Consider the following 17,801-nt stretch of genomic DNA (forward strand, 5'->3'; position numbering starts at 1 on the left):
TCACGAACGGGCGATAATTCCCTGTCGAATTCCCGCCGCTTTGCCGTACACTGGGTAAACCATCCGATAGAGGGCACCCCTATGGCACTCCCCCGCATTACGCAAAAAGAGATGACCGAGCGCGAACAGCGTGAACTGAAAACGCTGCTCGACCGCGCGCGCATCGCGCATGGCCGCCTGCTCACCAACGCAGAAACCAATAGCGTGAAAAAGGAGTACATCGATAAGCTGATGGTAGAACGAGAAGCCGAAGCCAAAAAAGCCCGCCAGTTGAAGAAGAAGCAGGCTTATAAGCCGGATACCGAAAGTTCATTTTCGTGGTCGGCGAATACGCCGACGCGCGGTAGACGTTAACGCCCTTTCTTTTTACGCCCCGGTGACACGAAGCGTTTACCGTTCGACGCCGGGCGCGCGGGTTTTTCGTTGGTTTTTTCCATCTTCACCACCGGACGCTTAATGCCCGCGGTTTTCGGCTTGGCCTTCGGTTTTGGTTTGGCTTCCGACGATGACCCCTCAATCAACTTGAAGAGATCGATAAGCTCGTCATCGGTCAAATCGCGCCATTCCCCCAGCGGGATCCCGGCCAGGCTGACGTTCATGATGCGCGTACGTTCAAGCTTGGTGACTTCAAAACCAAAATGTTCGCACATGCGGCGAATCTGGCGGTTCAGCCCCTGAACCAGAGTGATTCGGAAGACGAACGGCGCCTCTTTCTTCACCTTGCACTTCTTGGTCACCGTACCCAGAATCGGCACGCCCGCCCCCATCCCACGAATAAAGTCATCGGTCACCGGCTTATCTACCGTCACCAGATACTCTTTTTCGTGATCGTTACCGGCACGCAGGATCTTGTTCACCAGATCGCCGTGGTTGGTCAGGAAAATCAGCCCCTGCGAGTCTTTGTCCAGGCGGCCGATCGGGAAGATACGCTTGCTGTGGTTGACGAAATCAACAATGTTGTCGCGCTCGCCGTCTTCCGTGGTACTCACAATGCCGACAGGTTTGTTTAGCGCAATCAGCACTAAATCATCCGCTTCCCGCGGCTCAATCAACTGACCGTTAACCTTCACCACATCGCCCGGCTTCACCTGATCGCCAATCGTGGCGCGCTTGCCGTTAAGGAACACGTTACCTTGTTCGATATAGCGATCGGCCTCACGGCGTGAGCAAATCCCGCTTTCGCTGATGTATTTATTTAATCGGGTTGATGAGTCTGGCAGCATAAATTCTCCTGTAAAAGCGAAATATACCTCACCTTGGCGGTGAGGAAAAAGAGTCCGCCGGAAATCAGTGCCAATATCCTGCGGTCTTTGCACAAACGTGCAAAATCACCCTCTACCCTCATGAATAAAAGAACCTTGAACTCACCGAATGATGGCGCTATACCAGATCGATAATCGCCTTTTATGTTTTGCACATATGTGCAGGAGTCCGTGAGCGCAATGGAAAACAGTGACGATATACGGTTGATCGTGAAAATCGCCCAGCTCTACTACGAGCAGGAGATGACGCAGGCGCAGATCGCGCAAACGCTCGGTATTTACCGTACGACCATCAGCCGGTTGTTGAAACGCGGGCGCGAACTGGGGATTGTCAGCATCGCCATCAACTATGACTACAACGACAGCCTGTGGCTGGAGCAACAGCTCAAGCTGAAATTTGGCCTGAAAGAGGCCGTGGTGGCGCCGCAGGAGAGCGAAATCGGGCTGTACGGCGCTCATCTGGTGGAAAGACTGCTGACGCCCGGCATGATTGTCGGGTTTGGCTGGGGACGGGGCGTCAGCGCGCTGGTTGAGCAATTGTCGCCATCGAGTCAGCCTCACCGCCTGGTGTGCGTCCCGGTGGTCGGCGGGCCGGCGGGCAAGCTGCCTAGCCGTTTTCACGTCAACACCCTCACCTACAGCGCGGCAAGCCGGCTAAAAGCAGAATCACATCTCGCTGATTTTCCTGCATTGCTGGATAACGCCACGATTCGCAACGGCATTATGCAATCCCAACACTTCAAAACCATTGCCGAATACTGGCAACGGCTGGACATCGCCCTGGTGGGTATTGGCTCTCCGGCAATTCGCCACGGTGCAAACTGGCAGGCTTTCTACGGTAATGAGCAAAGCGACGATCTGGTCGTCCGCCAGGTCGCGGGGGATATCTGCTCACGATTCTTTGATAGCGAAGGACAACTCGTCCATACCACGATGCAGGAAAAGACGCTCGCCATTGAACTGGCAGCCCTGCGCAAGGCCCGTTACGCCATCGGCATTGCCTACGGTGAGGAAAAACAAGCGGCCCTGCTCGGCGCGCTGCGCGGCAAACACATCAACAGCCTGGTCACCGACCGGGCAACCGCTGAATATTTAGTGCAGTAATACAAAACGAGGACATGACCATGATCAACCGCGATACTCAACTGTGCATGTCGCTTGCCGGGCGCCCCGGCAACTTCGGTACGCGTTTTCATAACTACCTTTATGCAAAGCTGGGGCTGAATTTTATCTACAAAGCCTTCACTACCCAGGATATTGAAGCGGCAGTCAAAGGCGTTCGCGCCCTTGGCATTCGCGGCTGTGCGGTCTCCATGCCGTTTAAAGAAAGCTGCATGGTCTTTCTCGACGCCATCGATCCTTCAGCCAAAGTTATCGACTCTGTGAATACTATCGTCAACGATGAAGGCAAACTGACCGGATTCAACACCGACTATATCGCGGTCAAAAGTCTGATTATCAGCCATCAACTGGATACATCCGCTCGCGTGATGATCCGCGGCAGCGGCGGTATGGGGAAAGCGGTGATTGCCGCCTTCCGCGATGCTGGCTTTCGCGATGTGATTATCGCCGCGCGCAATGAAGCCAACGGCATGGCGCTGGCACAGCAATATGGTTTTCAGTGGCAGGCACAGCCGGAAGCCAGCGGGATCGACATTCTGGTTAACGTCACGCCGCTAGGCATGGCGGGCGGAAATGAAAGCGAGAGCCTGGCCTTCAGTGAAGCGATGGTCGAGCGCGCTGGCGTGGTGTTCGACGTGGTGGCACTACCGCCGGAAACGCCGGTGATAAAACTGGCGCAGCGTCTGGGGAAAAAGACCATCAGCGGGGCGGAAGTGATTGCGCTGCAAGCCGTTGAACAGTTCGTCATGTATACCGGCGTGCGCCCCGATGCCGAGCTGGTGGCTGAAGCGGCGAAGTTTGCACGGGAAGGGTAAACAGCATGAGCGCCTTAACCGGCGCTCGAATAGCCGTCGATCGCCCCGTCGCTTCGCCCTTTATGATGCAAGGCCCGACACCCGCTCGCCCAGTTCTTTGATAGGTATTCCAGCCATCACCTGCATCATGCTCGGCAAGCCATTCCTGCGAGCAGCATTGCGCAACATCGTGAACCCCATCAGTGAGCCGTCGGACGTAGAGTGATAACATCCTGCCCTGACTGATTATTTTCTAATTAAAGGGATAAACCATGGAACTGCTATTGCTGAGTAACTCGACGCTGCCGGGCAAAGCCTGGATGGAACATGCGATGCCGCTGATTGCCTCGCAGCTGAACGGCCGCCGCTCTGCGGTGTTTATTCCATTTGCAGGCGTCACGCAGACCTGGGATGAGTACACGGCAAAAACTGCCGCCGTTTTTGCGCCGCTGGGCGTCACGGTAACCGGCATTCACAGCGTCGCCGACCCTATTGCAGCCATTGAAAACGCCGAGCTGGTTATCGTCGGCGGCGGTAATACGTTCCAACTGCTCAAAGAGAGCCGTGAACGCGGCCTGCTGGCACCGATTGTCGACGTGGTTAAACGCGGCGCACTGTATATTGGCTGGAGCGCAGGGGCCAACCTTGCCTGCCCAACCATCCGCACCACCAACGATATGCCGATTGTCGACCCGCAAGGTTTTGACGCGCTGGGGCTGTTCCCGCTGCAAATTAACCCACACTTCACTAACGCCCTGCCGGAAGGGCACAAAGGTGAAACCCGCGAGCAGCGCATTCGCGAGCTGCTGGTGGTTGCGCCGGAGTTAACGGTGATTGGTCTGCCGGAAGGCAACTGGATTCAGGTGGCGCAAGGCCATGCCACCCTTGGTGGGCCAAACACCACTTACGTGTTTAAAGCGGGAGAAGATGCGGTGGCGCTGGAAGCAGGGCACCGGTTTTAAATAATGATGCGGGGCTGACACTGCTGCCAGCCCCGCACAGGCCCGATAAGCATTGGGTCTATCGGTTCAATAATCGTCGCGGTCGTCGTCTTCATCCGGCTGCTCCAGCACGCTGTATGCCACCGAGCAGAACAGCGAGTTCAGGCGCAGCATATCGCCCAGCAGGGCCAGGTGCAGCGTACTGGTTTCAATGCTCTGTACGTTTTGCTGGTGCAGACGGTCAACGTGCGCGTGCGCGTAGCGGCGATTCATGATGCGGAAGCGGTGCTTGCTGCGGCGCAGTCGGCGCGCGCTGGTCACATCGCCGGAGAAGAACACCGACATCGCCAGCTGCAGATTACTCAGCAGCAGTTCATGCAACCCGTCGAGCTCTTTTAAGCCCTCCACCGAGAACGCGCGACGGGCCGCCAGTGATTTATCCGCAATCTCACTGCCCATACGTTCGACAATATCCGAGGCCTGCTCGAGGTTAAGCGACATCTCGATAATCTCCGCCCAGCGCCGGGATTCCTCCTCCGCCAACTCATCTTTCGGCATCCGCGCCAAATACAATTTGATCGCAGTGTAGAGCACGTTAATGTCATCAGCCTGTTTGCGCAGGTTTTTCTCTTCACGCGGCTCGCCGTTCATCACCTTTTTTAAACCGTCCAGCATCTGTTCTGTCGCATCGCCCATGCGCAGGGTTTCACGCGCGGCGTTAGCCAGCGCCAGCGTTGGGGTATCGAGCGCGGTGACATCAAGATGCTTCGGCTTCAGGTGACCGTCCAGCTCCGGCTCATCGCGAATCAGCCGTTTACACAAACGCGCCATCGGTTCGGCGAACGGCACCATCGCCACGCAGCGGATCAGGTTGTAGAAGACGTGGAAATAGATAACCAACTCGGATTCCGGCAGCGGCAGCTTTTGCAGCGTCGTCGCCAGCACGTGAACAAACGGCAGAATCAGCAAGCTACCCACCAGCTTAAACAGCAGACTACCGAGCGCAACGCGGCGGGCAGAGGCATTAGCCGCGCTGTTATTCAGCATCGCCAGCAGGCCGGAGCCGAGGTTAGCGCCGATCACCAGACACAGCGCGACCGGGAAGGAGATAACGCCCGTGGTGGTCAGCGTGGCGGTTAACAGCACCGCCGCCAGGCTGGAGTAACTGATTATTGCGAATACGGCGCCAATCAGCGCATCCAACAGGATGTCGCCGGTCAGCGAAGCAAAGATAACCTGCACGCCGTTGGCCTGGGTAATCGGCGTGACCGCCTGCACAATCAGCTCCAGCGCCAGCAGGATCAGACCGAGGCCAATCCCCACGCGGCCAAGCTGGCCTTCACGCGTTTGTTTGCGGCCGAGGAAGAAGGTTACCCCAATAAAAATCAGCAGCGGCGACAGCCAGGAAAGATCGAAGGTCAGGATACGGGCCATCAGCGCCGTCCCCACATCGGCACCGAGCACAATCACCAGCGCGGGCGTCAGGGCGACAAGATCCTGGGCGACAAATGAGGTCACCAGCATGGTGGTGGCGTTGCTGCTTTGAACCAGCGCGGTGACACCGATACCCGCGCAGAAGGCGAGCGGCTTTTTCTCAACGCTGCGGCTGAGGACGGTACGCAGGCGGGCGCCAAAGACGCGCATCACCCCGGTACGAACAATGTGGGTGCCCCATACCAATAGGGCGACGGCAGAAAGCAGATGTAGCAGAGTTAACACAGAATCCGGTTCTCCTTATCGTTATATGTTCCTGAAGCGATCTCATCATCAATAATGACTCCAGGTTATTTCAGTATAAGGGTTTACGGGCAATAAAGAGACAGGGCGCTCATTGAGCGCCCTGTTAGTTGTAAGGAAAGATGACGGTTTTGTGAATCAGTCAGCATCGTACCCGAGGTTCGGTGCCAGCCAGCGTTCCACTTCCGCTACGCTCATACCTTTACGCAATGCGTAATCCTCAACCTGATCGCGCTGAATCTGCGCCACTGCGTAGTACTTGCTATCCGGATGACTGAAATACCACCCGGACACCGACGCTCCCGGCCACATGGCGAAGGATTCGGTCAACTTCATTCCGGTGTGGGTTTCCACGTCCAGAAGTTCCCAGATGGTGCCTTTTTCCGTGTGTTCCGGACACGCCGGATAGCCCGGCGCCGGACGGATGCCCTGGTAGTTTTCGCGGATAAGCTCTTCGTTGCTCAGGTTCTCGTTCGGCGCATAACCCCAGTAAACCTTACGCACCCGTTCATGCAGATATTCGGCAAATGCTTCAGCCAGGCGGTCAGCCAGCGCCTTCACCATGATTTTATTGTAATCATCGTGCTGAGCTTCAAAGGCATCGGCCAGCGCATCTTCCTCCAGACCGCCGGTGACCGCGAAGGCACCGATATAGTCGGCCTTGCCGGATGTTTTCGGCGCCACAAAGTCAGACAGGCAGTAGTTGGCGAAGCCCACTTTTTCTGTCTGCTGGCGCAAATGACGGCTGACGGTCAGAACATGGGTACGCGTCTCGTCGCGATAGATCTCCACATCATCACCGACGCGGTTAGCCGGGAACAGCCCGACGACTCCGCGCGGGTTCAGCGCTTTTTCCGCGCTCAGCTTATCCAACATATCATTGGCGTCTTTAAACAGGCGCTTGGCCTCTTCTCCCACCACTTCATCTTCCAGGATGCGCGGGTACTTGCCGGCCAGCGACCAGGTCATAAAGAACGGCGTCCAGTCGATGTAATTGCGCAGCGTTTCGATGCTGGCTTCCACATCCTGCACGCCCAGACGGTGAGCAACCGGCGGGGTATAGCTTTCCCAGTCGAAGGCCAGATCGTTTTCACGCGCGGCAGCCAACGTCACCGGCGGGGTTCGCGGCTTCTTACGTCCATGCTGAATACGCACGGTCTCGTACTCTTTACGGGTACGGGCAACGAAGTCGTCATGCTGCGTATCGGACAGCAGCGCAGCCACTACGCCGACAGTACGCGAAGCGTTCTGCACATAGACCGTTGGGCCACTGTAGTTTTGCTCGATTTTCACCGCGGTGTGCGCTTTCGAGGTGGTTGCACCGCCAATCAGCAGCGGAATGGTGAAGCCCTGACGCTCCATCTCCTTCGCCACGTTGACCATTTCATCGAGCGACGGAGTAATCAGCCCGGAAAGGCCAATCAGATCGGCGTTCACCTCACGTGCAGTCTTGAGGATTTTATCCGCCGGCACCATCACACCAAGATCGATAATCTCGTAGTTGTTGCACTGCAACACCACGCCAACGATGTTTTTGCCGATATCGTGAACGTCACCCTTCACGGTCGCAATCACCATTTTACCGTTGCTGGAGCCTTTCTCTTTGCTGGCTTCGATATACGGCTCAAGGTAGGCCACCGCCTGCTTCATCACGCGGGCCGATTTCACCACCTGCGGCAGGAACATTTTGCCCTCGCCAAACAGATCGCCCACCACGTTCATGCCATCCATCAGCGGCCCTTCGATAACTTCGATCGGTCGCGCTGCCTGCTGGCGGGCTTCTTCGGTGTCCAGCTCGATAAATTCAGTAATGCCTTTGACCAGCGAATATTCGAGGCGTTTTTTGACGTCCCAACTGCGCCATTCCGCCTGCTGGGCGTTAGCGCTGTCGTCGGTTTTGCTGCCGCGGTATTTCTCGGCCAGATCCAGCAAACGCTCGGTGCCGTCATCGCGACGGTTGAGAACGACATCCTCTACCGCATCGCGCAGCTCGGCGGGCAGATCATCATAAATCGCCAGCTGACCGGCGTTAACGATACCCATATCCATACCGTTACGGATGGCGTAGTACAGGAACACCGCGTGGATGGCTTCACGCACCGGGTCATTACCGCGGAACGAGAAGGAGACGTTGGAGACACCGCCGGAGATCAGCGCATGCGGCAGCTCGCGCTTAATGTCTTCACAGGCACCGATAAAGTCCTGCGCGTAGTTGTTGTGCTCTTCAATACCGGTCGCCACGGCAAAGATATTCGGGTCGAAGATAATATCTTCCGGCGGGAAGCCGACTTCTTTGGTCAGAATATTGTAGGCACGGCGACAAATCTCAATTTTGCGCTCGCGGGTATCGGCCTGGCCCACTTCATCGAACGCCATCACCACCACGGCGGCGCCGTAGCGGCGCACTTTTTTCGCGTGCTCGATAAACGGCTCAATGCCCTCTTTCATCGAAATTGAGTTAACGATGCCTTTACCCTGAATGCACTTCAGCCCTTTTTCGATGACCTCCCATTTGGAGGAGTCAATCATGATCGGCACGCGAGCAATGTCCGGCTCACCGGCGATCAGGTTGAGGAAACGCACCATCGCCGCTTCGGCGTCGAGCATCCCCTCATCCATATTGATATCGATAATCTGCGCGCCGCTTTCCACCTGCTGGCGAGCGACATCCAGCGCTTCGTTATACTTTTCTTCTTTGATCAGGCGTTTAAACTTCGCCGAACCGGTGACGTTAGTACGTTCGCCGACGTTCACAAACAGGCTGTCATCGCCGATGTTCAGCGGCTCAAGGCCGGACAGACGGCAAGCAACCGGCAGTTCCGGAAGTTTACGCGGCGGCAGACCTTCCACTGCGCGGCTCATGGCCGCAATGTGTTCCGGGGTGGTACCGCAGCAGCCGCCAACAACGTTGAGGAATCCAGCTTCGGCCCATTCGCGGATCTGCGTCGCCATAGTGTCAGCGTCAAGATCGTATTCGCCGAAGGCGTTTGGTAGCCCGGCATTCGGGTGCGCCGTGACATAGCATTCAGCAATACGCGACAACTCCTGCACATACTGGCGCAGTTCATCCGGGCCCAAGGCACAGTTCAGGCCAAAGGTCAGCGCATCAGCGTGGCGCAGCGAGTTATAGAAGGCTTCCGTCGTTTGACCGGAAAGCGTACGCCCGGAGGCGTCGGTGATGGTGCCGGAAATCATAATCGGCAAATCAACACCCAGCGCTTCGAATTCCTCTTTCACCGCAAAAATCGCCGCTTTGGCGTTGAGGGTATCGAAGACGGTTTCAATCAGAATCAGGTCGCTACCGCCCTCCACCAGCGCTTTGGTGGACTCGCGATAAGCGGCCACCAGCTGATCGAAAGTGACATTACGATAAGCGGGGTCGTTCACGTCCGGAGAAATTGACGCCGTGCGGTTGGTTGGGCCAAGCACCCCCGCGACGTAGCGCGGTTTATTTGGCGTGCGGGCGGTCCATTCGTCGGCGCAGGCGCGCGCCAGTTTTGCCGCCGCAAAGTTGATTTCCGCCGACAGGGATTCCATCTGGTAATCCGCCATGGCGATGGTGGTGGAGTTGAAGGTGTTGGTTTCAATGATATCCGCACCCGCTTCAAAATAGGCGTTATGGATAGCGCCAATCACCTCCGGCTTGCTGAGCACCAGCAGGTCGTTATTGCCTTTCAGGTCGCAGGGCCAGTCGGCAAAACGCTCACCGCGGAAGTCCTGCTCGCTCAGACGATAGCCCTGGATCATGGTGCCCATGCCCCCGTCCAGAACCAGAATACGTTCATTTAACTGCGCACGCAGTTGCTCAACTTTGCTGCTCACAGACACTCCCGACAACGCTCAACGAAACCCAGAGAAAAAGGTAATAAGGCATACTGGCATAAACCGGGGTGGCGGAAAAGAAAACAACCGTCTACATGAGACAAGTTCAACATGACTCATCGGAGCAGTAATAACAACGGTTGTATTATAATCAATAAAAACGAAAACAATTTCCACGATACAGAAAGGAGTTGCGATGGTTGCCAACGTTCCTGCTAAACGCGGTAGAAAGCCCGCCGCTGCCGCCGCACCCGCGACCGGCCAGGTGCAATCCCTTACCCGCGGCCTGAAGCTGCTGGAATGGATTGCCGAATCCCACAATAGCGTCGCACTGACCGAACTGGCGCAGCAGGCCGGGTTACCGAACTCCACCACTCACCGTTTGCTCACCACCATGCAGCAGTTGGGTTTTGTTCGTCAGGTGGGAGATTTAGGGCACTGGGCGGTGGGCGCGCATGCATTTATCGTCGGCAGCAGCTTCCTGCAAAGCCGCAACCTGCTGGCTATTGTCCACCCGATTTTACGCCAACTGATGGAAGACTCCGGTGAAACGGTCAATCTGGCGGTGCTGGACAAGAGCGATCATCAGGCGATTATCATCGACCAGGTCCAGTGTACGCAGCTCATGCGTATGTCAGCACCCATTGGCGGCAAGCTGCCGATGCACGCCTCTGGCGCGGGGAAAGCCTTCTTATCGCAGCTTAGCGAAGAGCAGGTCACCGGCCTGCTGCACCGCAAGGGGCTGCACGCCTACACCCACGCGACGCTGGTGTCACCGCTGCATCTGAAGGACGATCTGGCCCAAACGCGTAAGCGCGGTTATTCGTTTGATGATGAAGAACACGCGCTCGGGCTGCGCTGCGTGGCATCGTGCATCTATGATGAGCACCGCGAACCGTTCGCGGCAATTTCCATTTCCGGGCCGATTTCGCGTATCACCGATGATCGCGTCACCGAGTTTGGTGCGATGGTGATTAAGGCTGCAAAAGAGGTGACGCTGGCTTATGGCGGGCTGCGTTAAGATGCGCGATATGAAATCCGTCTGGCAGGAAAAATATCCACAGGCGTGGTGCTGGTCGTTTGGCGACTCCCCCGAGCTGGCTGATGAGTTGGCCGATCTGGTGGTCGCCGGAAAGAAAACCGGGACCTGCGGCTCTTTTGCCAGCTATCAAAAAGAAGAGCCGCGTTTAACGCCGGGCACCTACCATATTGTCCTCAACGGCAGCGGTGAGGCAGTGTGTGTGATCCGCACGCTGGCCATCAGGCTCATCCGTTTTCATGAAATGAGCCCGGCGCTTGCCGCACTGGAAGGTGAAGGGGATTTGAGCCTGGCCTACTGGCAGTCGGCGCACCAGGCCTTCTTCGAACGCGAAGGCAGCTGGTCGCCGGAGACGGAGCTCATTTATGAAGAGTTTGCGGTCATTGAAACCGCCAGCGCCGAGTAGCGCACGCTAAACCGCTGACGGCGGCGGTAGGCGTAAACATCCTCCACATGGCCGTTTTTAATCCACGTTTGCAGGCCGCGCCAGTAGTCGGCGCTGAACAAATCGGCGTGCATTTCCTCAAATAGCGGCCCAATACGCGGATCGGCGCACAGCCAGTGGCGAAACTCTTCCGGAAACACATCACCGGGCGAGACGCTGTACCACGGTTCGTTGGCCAGCTCATCTTCCGGGTAACGCGGCGGCGGGATATGGCGGAAGTTCACCTCGGTCATGTAGCAAATTTCATCGTAATCGTAGAACACCACGCGCCCGTGTCGGGTGACGCCAAAGTTTTTAAACAGCATATCGCCGGGGAAAATATTGGCGGCAGCCAACTGGCGGATAGCGTTGCCGTACTCTTCGATAGCATCGCGCAGCTGCTGGCCTTCCACACGCTCCAGCCAGAGATTGAGTGGTACCATTCGCCGCTCAATATAGAGGTGGCTAATGGCGATTTTATCCCCCATATCGACGATTTTCTCCGGTGCTTCCTGCAACAGCAGCGCCATTAGCGCCGGGGAGATTTGTCGCTTCTCCAGTACGAAATTTTCAAACTCCTGGGTGTCCGCCATGCGCCCAACGCGGTCATGCTCCTTCACCAATTGATAACAGGCGCGGACGTGGGCCGCGGACATCTCTTTTTGCGGAGCAAATTTGTCTTTAATCACTTTAAACACCCGGTCAAAACCCGGCAGCGTAAACACCAGCATCACCATGCCACGAATGCCGGGCGCTTCAATGAACGGTTCATCAGCTTGGGCAATGTAGTGCAGATATTCACGGTAGCTTTCCGTTTTCGCATGCTTCTGGCAGCCAATCGCCATGTACAGTTCAGCGGTGGTTTTCCCCGGCAGGATCTCCCGCAGCCATTCGACCAGCGCAGCCGGTAGCGGGGCGTAAACCATAAAGTAAGAGCGGGCGAAGCCAAATACGATGCTGGCCTCTTCCGTAGTGGTGAGGCAGGTATCGACAAACAGTTCGCCTTCATCGGTGCGATGAATCGGGATCAGAAACGGCAGCGTGCCGTTGGGCGTAATCAGCTTGCCAATCAGCCAGGCGGCCTTATTGCGATAAAACAGTTCGTTATTGATCTGCAAATGCGAGTGCCGCAGGGTTTCCGTGTCCAGCGTTTCACTCAGATGCGCCATGATGTAGCCCACGTCGCGAAACTTATTTTGCCAGGGCAGGCGTAACGGCAGGTCACTGAGCATTTTAAAGATCACCGCCTCCCAGCCATGTTCCGGGAAGAAATCTTTGGCCAGCGGTCGGGGAATGGCGCGAAAACGTCGCTCGGGCTGCGAGCTGAAAATAAACAACCGCTCGGGGCTAAGCGAGCGGTGGTCAAATAACCGGCAATAGACGGAGTTGAAAAAGCTTTCCGCAATCTCGAAGCGTGGATAATCAGGTAACAAACGCGTGTATTGCGCTTTTACCCGCAGCAGAAAATCGGCATCGGTACTTTTGCCGTCGGTAATGCAGCGCAGCTGTTCGACCACCAACCCCACGTGGTGATCGTACAGATGGATACGGCTTTTCATTGCCTGCTGTACCGCGTGCCAGTCAGCCTGTTCAAAACGCTGCTGTGCCCCGGATGTGACTTCCAGGAATCGACCATACTGTGCGTCAAAGCCTTGCAGGATGGTTTGAGCAATCAGTAATTCCAGACCACGCGACATACACTCCCCTCATCCCTCTCCCCGCTGCGGAGAGGGAGAAAAATAGCCTCAGTACCGTATTTAAACTGCCTCCATGCCGTCTCCTCTCCCCGGTGGGGAGAGGGTCAGAGTGAGGGGGCAAAATCAGAACTGCGATTCTTCGGTAGAACCCGTCAGCGCCGTGACCGAGGAGGTGCCACCCTGAATAATGGTGGTGACCTTATCGAAGTAACCTGTCCCCACTTCCTGCTGGTGAGAGACGAAGGTATAACCATCTTTCGCCGCCGCAAATTCTGGCTGCTGAACCTTCTCAACGTAGTGCTTCATCCCTTCGCCCTGTGCGTAGGAGTGCGCCAGATCGAACATGTTGAACCACATGCTGTGAATACCGGCCAGGGTGATGAACTGGTATTTGTAACCCATGTCGGACAACTGTTGCTGGAAGCTGGCGATGGTTTTGTCATCCAGCTTTTTCTGCCAGTTGAACGATGGCGAGCAGTTGTAGGCCAGAAGTTTGCCTGGGTATTTAGCGTGGATAGCATCCGCAAAGCGCTTCGCCAGCTCCAGATCCGGCGTCGAGGTTTCGCACCACACGAGATCGGCATACGGGGCATATGCCAGGCCACGGCTAATGGCTTGTTCAATTCCCGCCTGGGTGCGATAGAAACCTTCGCTGGTACGCTCCCCGGTAATGAAACCGCTGTCATAAGGGTCACAGTCAGAAGTAATTAAGTCGGCCGCATCCGCGTCAGTACGCGCAATCAGCAGAGTTGGCACACCCATGACGTCGGCCGCCAGGCGTGCCGCAACCAGCTTCTGAATCGCTTCCTGGGTCGGTACCAAGACTTTGCCACCCATGTGACCGCACTTCTTCACTGACGCCAGCTGATCTTCAAAGTGTACCGCCGCTGCACCGGCCGCAATCATCGATTTCATCAACTCAAACGCGTTCAATACGCCGCCAAAGCCCGCTTCCGCGTCGGCCACGATCGGCAGGAAGTAATCCACGTAGCGCGGATCGTTTGGTTCGATCCCATTCGCCCACTGGATCTGATCGGCACGGCTGAAAGAGTTATTGATCCGATCCACCACCGCCGGTACCGAGTTTGCCGGGTAGAGTGATTGATCCGGATACATGCTGGATGCCAGGTTCGCATCCGCCGCCACCTGCCAGCCGGAGAGATAAATCGCTTCAATGCCTGCTTTCGCCTGCTGCAGGGCCTGCCCACCGGTCAGTGCACCCAGGCTATTCACGTAGCCCTTTTTGGATTCACCGTGCAGCAGTCGCCACATTTTGGCCGCGCCCAGCTGCGCCAGAGTGTGCTCCGGATTGACCGAGCCGCGTAATTTCACCACTTCTTCCGCGCTGTACGGGCGGTTGATGCCTTCCCAACGTGGCTGTGTCCATTCTTTTTGTAATTCTTCGATTTGTTGAGTACGGGTTTTCATGTGCAGATGCTCCATTTTGTTATGTGGTGAATTAAGCCAACAGGCGGTAGCCTGGCAGGGTCAGGAAGTCGATCAGTTCGTCGGAGGTGGTGATTTGCTCCATCAGACGCGCGGCATCGTCGAAACGGCCGCCGTTGAAGCGGCTATCGCCCAGCTCGTTTTTGATAACCAGCAGCTCTTCGGCCAGCATCTGGCGGAACAGCGGTTTGGTTACCGGCTTGCCGTTGCTGAGCGTTTTCTGATGGTGGATCCACTGCCAGATAGAGGTACGGGAGATCTCCGCCGTCGCGGCATCCTCCATCAGGCCATAAATCGGTACGCAGCCGTTGCCGGAGATCCACGCCTCGATGTACTGCACGGCGACGCGGATATTGGCGCGCATCCCCTCTTCGGTTCGTTCGCCATCGCAGGGCGTCAGCAGCTGTTCAGCCGTAATAGGTGCATCCTCGGTGCGAGAGACGTTCAGCTGGTTTGGACGCGAACCTAACACTTCGTTAAAGACCGCCATCGCGGTATCAGCTAAGCCCGGATGGGCAACCCAGGTACCGTCGTGGCCGTTGTTCGCTTCCAGCGATTTGTCCGCTTTAACTTTGTTCAGCACCTGCTCATTGCACTCGGCATCTTTGCTTGGGATAAAAGCAGCCATACCGCCCATCGCAAACGCACCGCGCTTGTGGCAGGTTTTGATCAGCAGGCGCGAGTAGGCGCTGAGGAAGGCTTTATCCATCGTGACCACCTGGCGATCGGGCAGTACGCGATCAGGGTGGTTCTTCAATGTTTTGATGTAGCTGAAGATGTAATCCCAGCGGCCGCAGTTCAGACCCACGATATGATCGCGCAGCGCATGAAGAATTTCGTCCATCTGGAAGACTGCTGGCAGCGTTTCAATCAGCAGCGTGGCCTTAATGGTGCCGCGCGGCAGGTTAAAGCGGTCTTCCGCATAACAGAACACGTCGTTCCACCAGGCAGCTTCCTGCCAGGCCTGCGTTTTCGGCAGGTAGAAGTACGGGCCGCTGCCTTTCGCCAACAACGCTTTGTAATTGTGGAAGAAGTAGAGCGCGAAATCGAACAGGCTGCCGGGAATGGCTTCCCCACGCCAGGTCACGTGCTTTTCAGGCAGATGCAGGCCGCGTACGCGACAGACCAGTACAGCCGGGTCGGGCTTAAGCTGGTAAATTTTCCCTGCATCGTTGGTGTAGCTAATGGTGCCATTGACCGCATCGCGCAGGTTGATCTGCCCTTCAATGACTTTATTCCAGTCAGGCGCCAGTGAGTCTTCAAAGTCAGCCATAAAGACTTTCACATTGGCATTCATGGCGTTAATCACCATTTTGCGTTCAACGGGGCCGGTAATTTCCACACGACGATCCTGTAAATCGTCGGGAATACCGCGAATGGTCCAGCTACCATCACGAATGGAAGCGGTTTCCGAAATAAAGTCTGGAAGCTTTCCATCGTCAATATCTTGCTGCTGCTGAATACGCGCAGCCAGCAGCTTGTTACGTTTAGGCGTAAATCGGGTCACCAGTTCGGTCAGAAACTCCACCGCTTCCGCAGTCAGAACCTGCTTCTCCTGTTCGCCAGAAGGCTTCAGAAAAGCCAGCTCATCGGTTGTTGTGGCCTGTTGTGTCATGTTGCTGCTCCTCGTTAGTGATCCGAATAGTGTCCCCGCAAGATGGGCTAACGATCGTTGTCGTTTTTTCGCCCAACGTTTTTAAGCCTAATCAATAAAAATAAAAAATCAAAAACGATTTCCATTTTTAATTAAAATTAATCTTAATTAATTGATTAATATGAAATTAAAAATTTATTATTTACTGGTGTGCTTTTCGGAAACAAAAAAGGCACCCGAAGGTGCCTGATTGAGGATGCTGAAACGCTTTAGGATCGTGAGGAGTAGTGGATCAATCCAGCGTTGGATTCATATTCCGCAGATCGTATGGTGTGATTTGGTAGACGTAGTAGTTGAGCCAGTTAGCAAACAGCAGATTTCCATGGCTGCGCCAGGTGGCGTGCGGTTTGTTTTGCGGATCATTTTTGGGGAAATAGTTGTACGGCACTTCCGGGCTTAAGCCGGCTTCCACATCACGGAAAAACTCGCTCGCCAGCGTGTGGGCATCATACTCAGGGTGGCCGGTGACGAAGGCAATACGCTTGTCTTTGCTGGCAAACAGATAGGCATCGCCTTCTGATGTTTCGGCAAGGATTTCGAGATCGGTATAATCACGAATCAGCTTCGCCGGGAAGTCAGCATAGCGCGAATGCGGTGCGAGGAATGTGTCGTCAAAACCACGCGTAAGCAGCGCATGTGGGTGGAGAATATTGTGTTCGTACACGCCGGAGAGTTTGTCATTGCGGGTCTGTTTTGGAATACCGTAGAGAATATTGAGCGCAGCCTGCACCGCCCAACAGACAAACAGCGTGGAGGTGACGTGATCTTTCGCCCACTCCAGTACCTGCTGGATCTGCGGCCAATAGGCAACATCATTGAATTCAACTAATCCCAGCGGCGCCCCGGTAACAATCAAACCATCGAAGTTTTCGTGGCGAATGTCGTCGAAATTGCAGTAAAAGTTATTAAGATGCTCTGTCGGCGTGTTACGCGATTCGCGAGCATCAATGCGCAGCAGTTGAATATCCAGCTGCAGCGGAGAGTTCGACAGCAGACGCAGGAACTGGTTTTCTGTCTCAATTTTCTTCGGCATCAGGTTAAGGATCAGTACCTTCAACGGACGAATTTCCTGACCTGTTGCGCGCGATGCTGTCATCACAAAGACGTTCTCATCACGCAAAAACTTGACGGCTGGTAGCTCGTCCTGCACCCGAATCGGCATAACCTCATTACCTCACAGCATACGTATATACGTTTAGACTTCCAGACACCTAACGATACCCAGAATTCAGCGAAATGTCGAGTCTGCATGCAGAAGGTGAGAAAGTTTCAATTACCTCTACGGTATACTGCGGAAACGATTCTTAAGGAAACTGAATGATGATGATCAGACGTTCACAACGCCATGAAGGCGAACGATTAATTGCTATCTGGTGCCGCGCTGTCGATGCGACGCATGACTTTCTTTTGGCACAGGACAGAGCTGATATTGAGGTCCAGGTGCGAGAGTTTCTCCCCAAAGCACCTTTATGGGTGGCGGTAGATGATGCAGATGCGCCGGTCGCATTTATGCTGCTATCCGAGCATCACCTTGAGGCACTGTTTGTCGATCCTGACGCTCGGGGAATGGGCATTGGGCGCGATTTAGTTAAGCATGCACTGTCGTTAATTCCCAATCTGACGACGGATGTCAACGAACAGAACGGCCAGGCAGTGGGATTTTATCAGAAGATGGGGTTTGCCGTTTGCGGACGCTCAGCGACCGACGATCATGGCCGGCCTTATCCGCTACTGCATTTACGTTATGAAGGGAACTCGGACAAAACAGCTTAACAATATTCGCCGATCTGTACGTTATGGTCGGTTTTTTACCAACGTACAGACGCAAAAAAGCCCATCCGTCAGGATGGGCTTCTTCACTTG

The 17,801-nt window shown here is 55.4% G+C and carries 14 protein-coding genes; 7 read left to right on the plus strand and 7 right to left on the minus strand.

Annotation, left to right across the window (positions count from 1 at the left end; genetic code table 11):
• Window positions 1-81 precede the first annotated feature (81 nt).
• Complete coding sequence (locus tag KCR01S_RS14375; protein ID WP_052281808.1) at window positions 82-354, plus strand: YjbD family protein; 273 nt, start codon at window positions 82-84, stop codon at window positions 352-354.
• Here the strand turns inward: KCR01S_RS14375 and rluF are convergent.
• Window positions 351-1,223, minus strand: coding sequence for a 23S rRNA pseudouridine(2604) synthase RluF (rluF, locus tag KCR01S_RS14380; RefSeq protein ID WP_061283388.1), 873 nt, complete (start codon window positions 1,221-1,223; stop codon window positions 351-353). The two genes, KCR01S_RS14375 and rluF, sit on opposite strands and share 4 nt — an antisense overlap.
• A gap of 219 nt (window positions 1,224-1,442) precedes the next feature.
• Between rluF and KCR01S_RS14385 the strand changes: the two genes are divergently transcribed.
• From KCR01S_RS14385 to pepE, 3 genes are all read left to right on the plus strand, one after another.
• Complete coding sequence (locus KCR01S_RS14385; protein ID WP_061283389.1) at window positions 1,443-2,366, plus strand: sugar-binding transcriptional regulator; 924 nt, start codon at window positions 1,443-1,445, stop codon at window positions 2,364-2,366.
• A gap of 20 nt (window positions 2,367-2,386) precedes the next feature.
• Entirely contained in the window at window positions 2,387-3,199 is an 813-nt protein-coding gene (locus tag KCR01S_RS14390) for a shikimate 5-dehydrogenase (RefSeq protein WP_061283390.1), read from the plus strand.
• Between the two features lie 251 nt (window positions 3,200-3,450).
• The gene (gene pepE / locus KCR01S_RS14395) at window positions 3,451-4,140 is read left to right on the plus strand and encodes a dipeptidase PepE (RefSeq protein ID WP_061283391.1); all 690 of its coding nucleotides are present in this window, start codon (window positions 3,451-3,453) and stop codon (window positions 4,138-4,140) included.
• Between the two features lie 66 nt (window positions 4,141-4,206).
• On the opposite strand, the gene KCR01S_RS14400 is transcribed toward pepE, so the two are convergent.
• Together KCR01S_RS14400 and metH are read right to left on the minus strand one after the other, a co-directional pair.
• Window positions 4,207-5,838, minus strand: a complete 1,632-nt coding sequence (locus KCR01S_RS14400) for a Na/Pi cotransporter family protein (protein ID WP_052281802.1) — start codon at window positions 5,836-5,838, stop codon at window positions 4,207-4,209.
• A gap of 156 nt (window positions 5,839-5,994) precedes the next feature.
• A complete protein-coding gene (metH, locus tag KCR01S_RS14405) occupies window positions 5,995-9,678 on the minus strand; it encodes a methionine synthase (protein WP_061283392.1) in 3,684 nt (1,227 codons plus the stop codon).
• A gap of 196 nt (window positions 9,679-9,874) precedes the next feature.
• Here metH and iclR point away from each other — a divergent pair, with 196 nt between their 5' ends.
• Together iclR and KCR01S_RS14415 are read left to right on the plus strand one after the other, a co-directional pair.
• Complete coding sequence (gene iclR / locus KCR01S_RS14410) at window positions 9,875-10,699, plus strand: glyoxylate bypass operon transcriptional repressor IclR (protein ID WP_052281800.1); 825 nt, start codon at window positions 9,875-9,877, stop codon at window positions 10,697-10,699.
• Between the two features lie 10 nt (window positions 10,700-10,709).
• Complete coding sequence (locus tag KCR01S_RS14415; protein WP_156478766.1) at window positions 10,710-11,123, plus strand: ASCH domain-containing protein; 414 nt, start codon at window positions 10,710-10,712, stop codon at window positions 11,121-11,123.
• Here KCR01S_RS14415 and aceK read toward each other — a convergent pair.
• The 4 genes from aceK to metA all read right to left on the minus strand — a co-directional run bounded on the left by aceK (window position 11,081) and on the right by metA (window position 17,100).
• Window positions 11,081-12,838: a bifunctional isocitrate dehydrogenase kinase/phosphatase gene (gene aceK / locus KCR01S_RS14420; protein ID WP_061283393.1), complete on the minus strand. Its 1,758-nt coding sequence runs from the start codon at window positions 12,836-12,838 to the stop codon at window positions 11,081-11,083. The two genes, KCR01S_RS14415 and aceK, sit on opposite strands and share 43 nt — an antisense overlap.
• A gap of 123 nt (window positions 12,839-12,961) precedes the next feature.
• Window positions 12,962-14,266, minus strand: coding sequence for an isocitrate lyase (gene aceA, locus KCR01S_RS14425; protein WP_061283394.1), 1,305 nt, complete (start codon window positions 14,264-14,266; stop codon window positions 12,962-12,964).
• A 31-nt stretch (window positions 14,267-14,297) separates the two neighbouring features.
• Window positions 14,298-15,899, minus strand: a complete 1,602-nt coding sequence (gene aceB, locus KCR01S_RS14430) for a malate synthase A (RefSeq protein WP_061283395.1) — start codon at window positions 15,897-15,899, stop codon at window positions 14,298-14,300.
• Between the two features lie 271 nt (window positions 15,900-16,170).
• Window positions 16,171-17,100 carry a homoserine O-acetyltransferase MetA gene (metA, locus tag KCR01S_RS14435; RefSeq protein ID WP_061283396.1) on the minus strand — a complete coding sequence of 310 codons (930 nt, stop codon included), beginning with the start codon at window positions 17,098-17,100 and terminating at the stop codon, window positions 16,171-16,173.
• A gap of 155 nt (window positions 17,101-17,255) precedes the next feature.
• Here metA and KCR01S_RS14440 point away from each other — a divergent pair, with 155 nt between their 5' ends.
• Window positions 17,256-17,711: an acetyltransferase gene (locus tag KCR01S_RS14440; RefSeq protein ID WP_061283397.1), complete on the plus strand. Its 456-nt coding sequence runs from the start codon at window positions 17,256-17,258 to the stop codon at window positions 17,709-17,711.
• Window positions 17,712-17,801: the final 90 nt, after the last annotated feature.

Origin of the sequence: Kluyvera cryocrescens NBRC 102467 (assembly GCF_001571285.1) — a bacterium.
Classification (GTDB): Bacteria; Pseudomonadota; Gammaproteobacteria; order Enterobacterales; family Enterobacteriaceae; genus Kluyvera; species Kluyvera cryocrescens.

What these genes read in the sequence shown, in the direction of transcription:
- KCR01S_RS14375 (WP_052281808.1), top strand. Translation starts at nt 82, where the DNA reads ATGGCACTCCCCCGCATTACGCAAAAAGAGATGACCGAGCGCGAACAG.
- rluF (WP_061283388.1), bottom strand. Translation starts at nt 1,223, where the DNA reads ATGCTGCCAGACTCATCAACCCGATTAAATAAATACATCAGCGAAAGC.
- KCR01S_RS14385 (WP_061283389.1), top strand. Translation starts at nt 1,443, where the DNA reads ATGGAAAACAGTGACGATATACGGTTGATCGTGAAAATCGCCCAGCTC.
- KCR01S_RS14390 (WP_061283390.1), top strand. Translation starts at nt 2,387, where the DNA reads ATGATCAACCGCGATACTCAACTGTGCATGTCGCTTGCCGGGCGCCCC.
- pepE (WP_061283391.1), top strand. Translation starts at nt 3,451, where the DNA reads ATGGAACTGCTATTGCTGAGTAACTCGACGCTGCCGGGCAAAGCCTGG.
- iclR (WP_052281800.1), top strand. Translation starts at nt 9,875, where the DNA reads ATGGTTGCCAACGTTCCTGCTAAACGCGGTAGAAAGCCCGCCGCTGCC.
- KCR01S_RS14415 (WP_156478766.1), top strand. Translation starts at nt 10,710, where the DNA reads ATGAAATCCGTCTGGCAGGAAAAATATCCACAGGCGTGGTGCTGGTCG.
- aceK (WP_061283393.1), bottom strand. Translation starts at nt 12,838, where the DNA reads ATGTCGCGTGGTCTGGAATTACTGATTGCTCAAACCATCCTGCAAGGC.
- aceA (WP_061283394.1), bottom strand. Translation starts at nt 14,266, where the DNA reads ATGAAAACCCGTACTCAACAAATCGAAGAATTACAAAAAGAATGGACA.
- aceB (WP_061283395.1), bottom strand. Translation starts at nt 15,899, where the DNA reads ATGACACAACAGGCCACAACAACCGATGAGCTGGCTTTTCTGAAGCCT.
- metA (WP_061283396.1), bottom strand. Translation starts at nt 17,100, where the DNA reads ATGCCGATTCGGGTGCAGGACGAGCTACCAGCCGTCAAGTTTTTGCGT.
- KCR01S_RS14440 (WP_061283397.1), top strand. Translation starts at nt 17,256, where the DNA reads ATGATGATGATCAGACGTTCACAACGCCATGAAGGCGAACGATTAATT.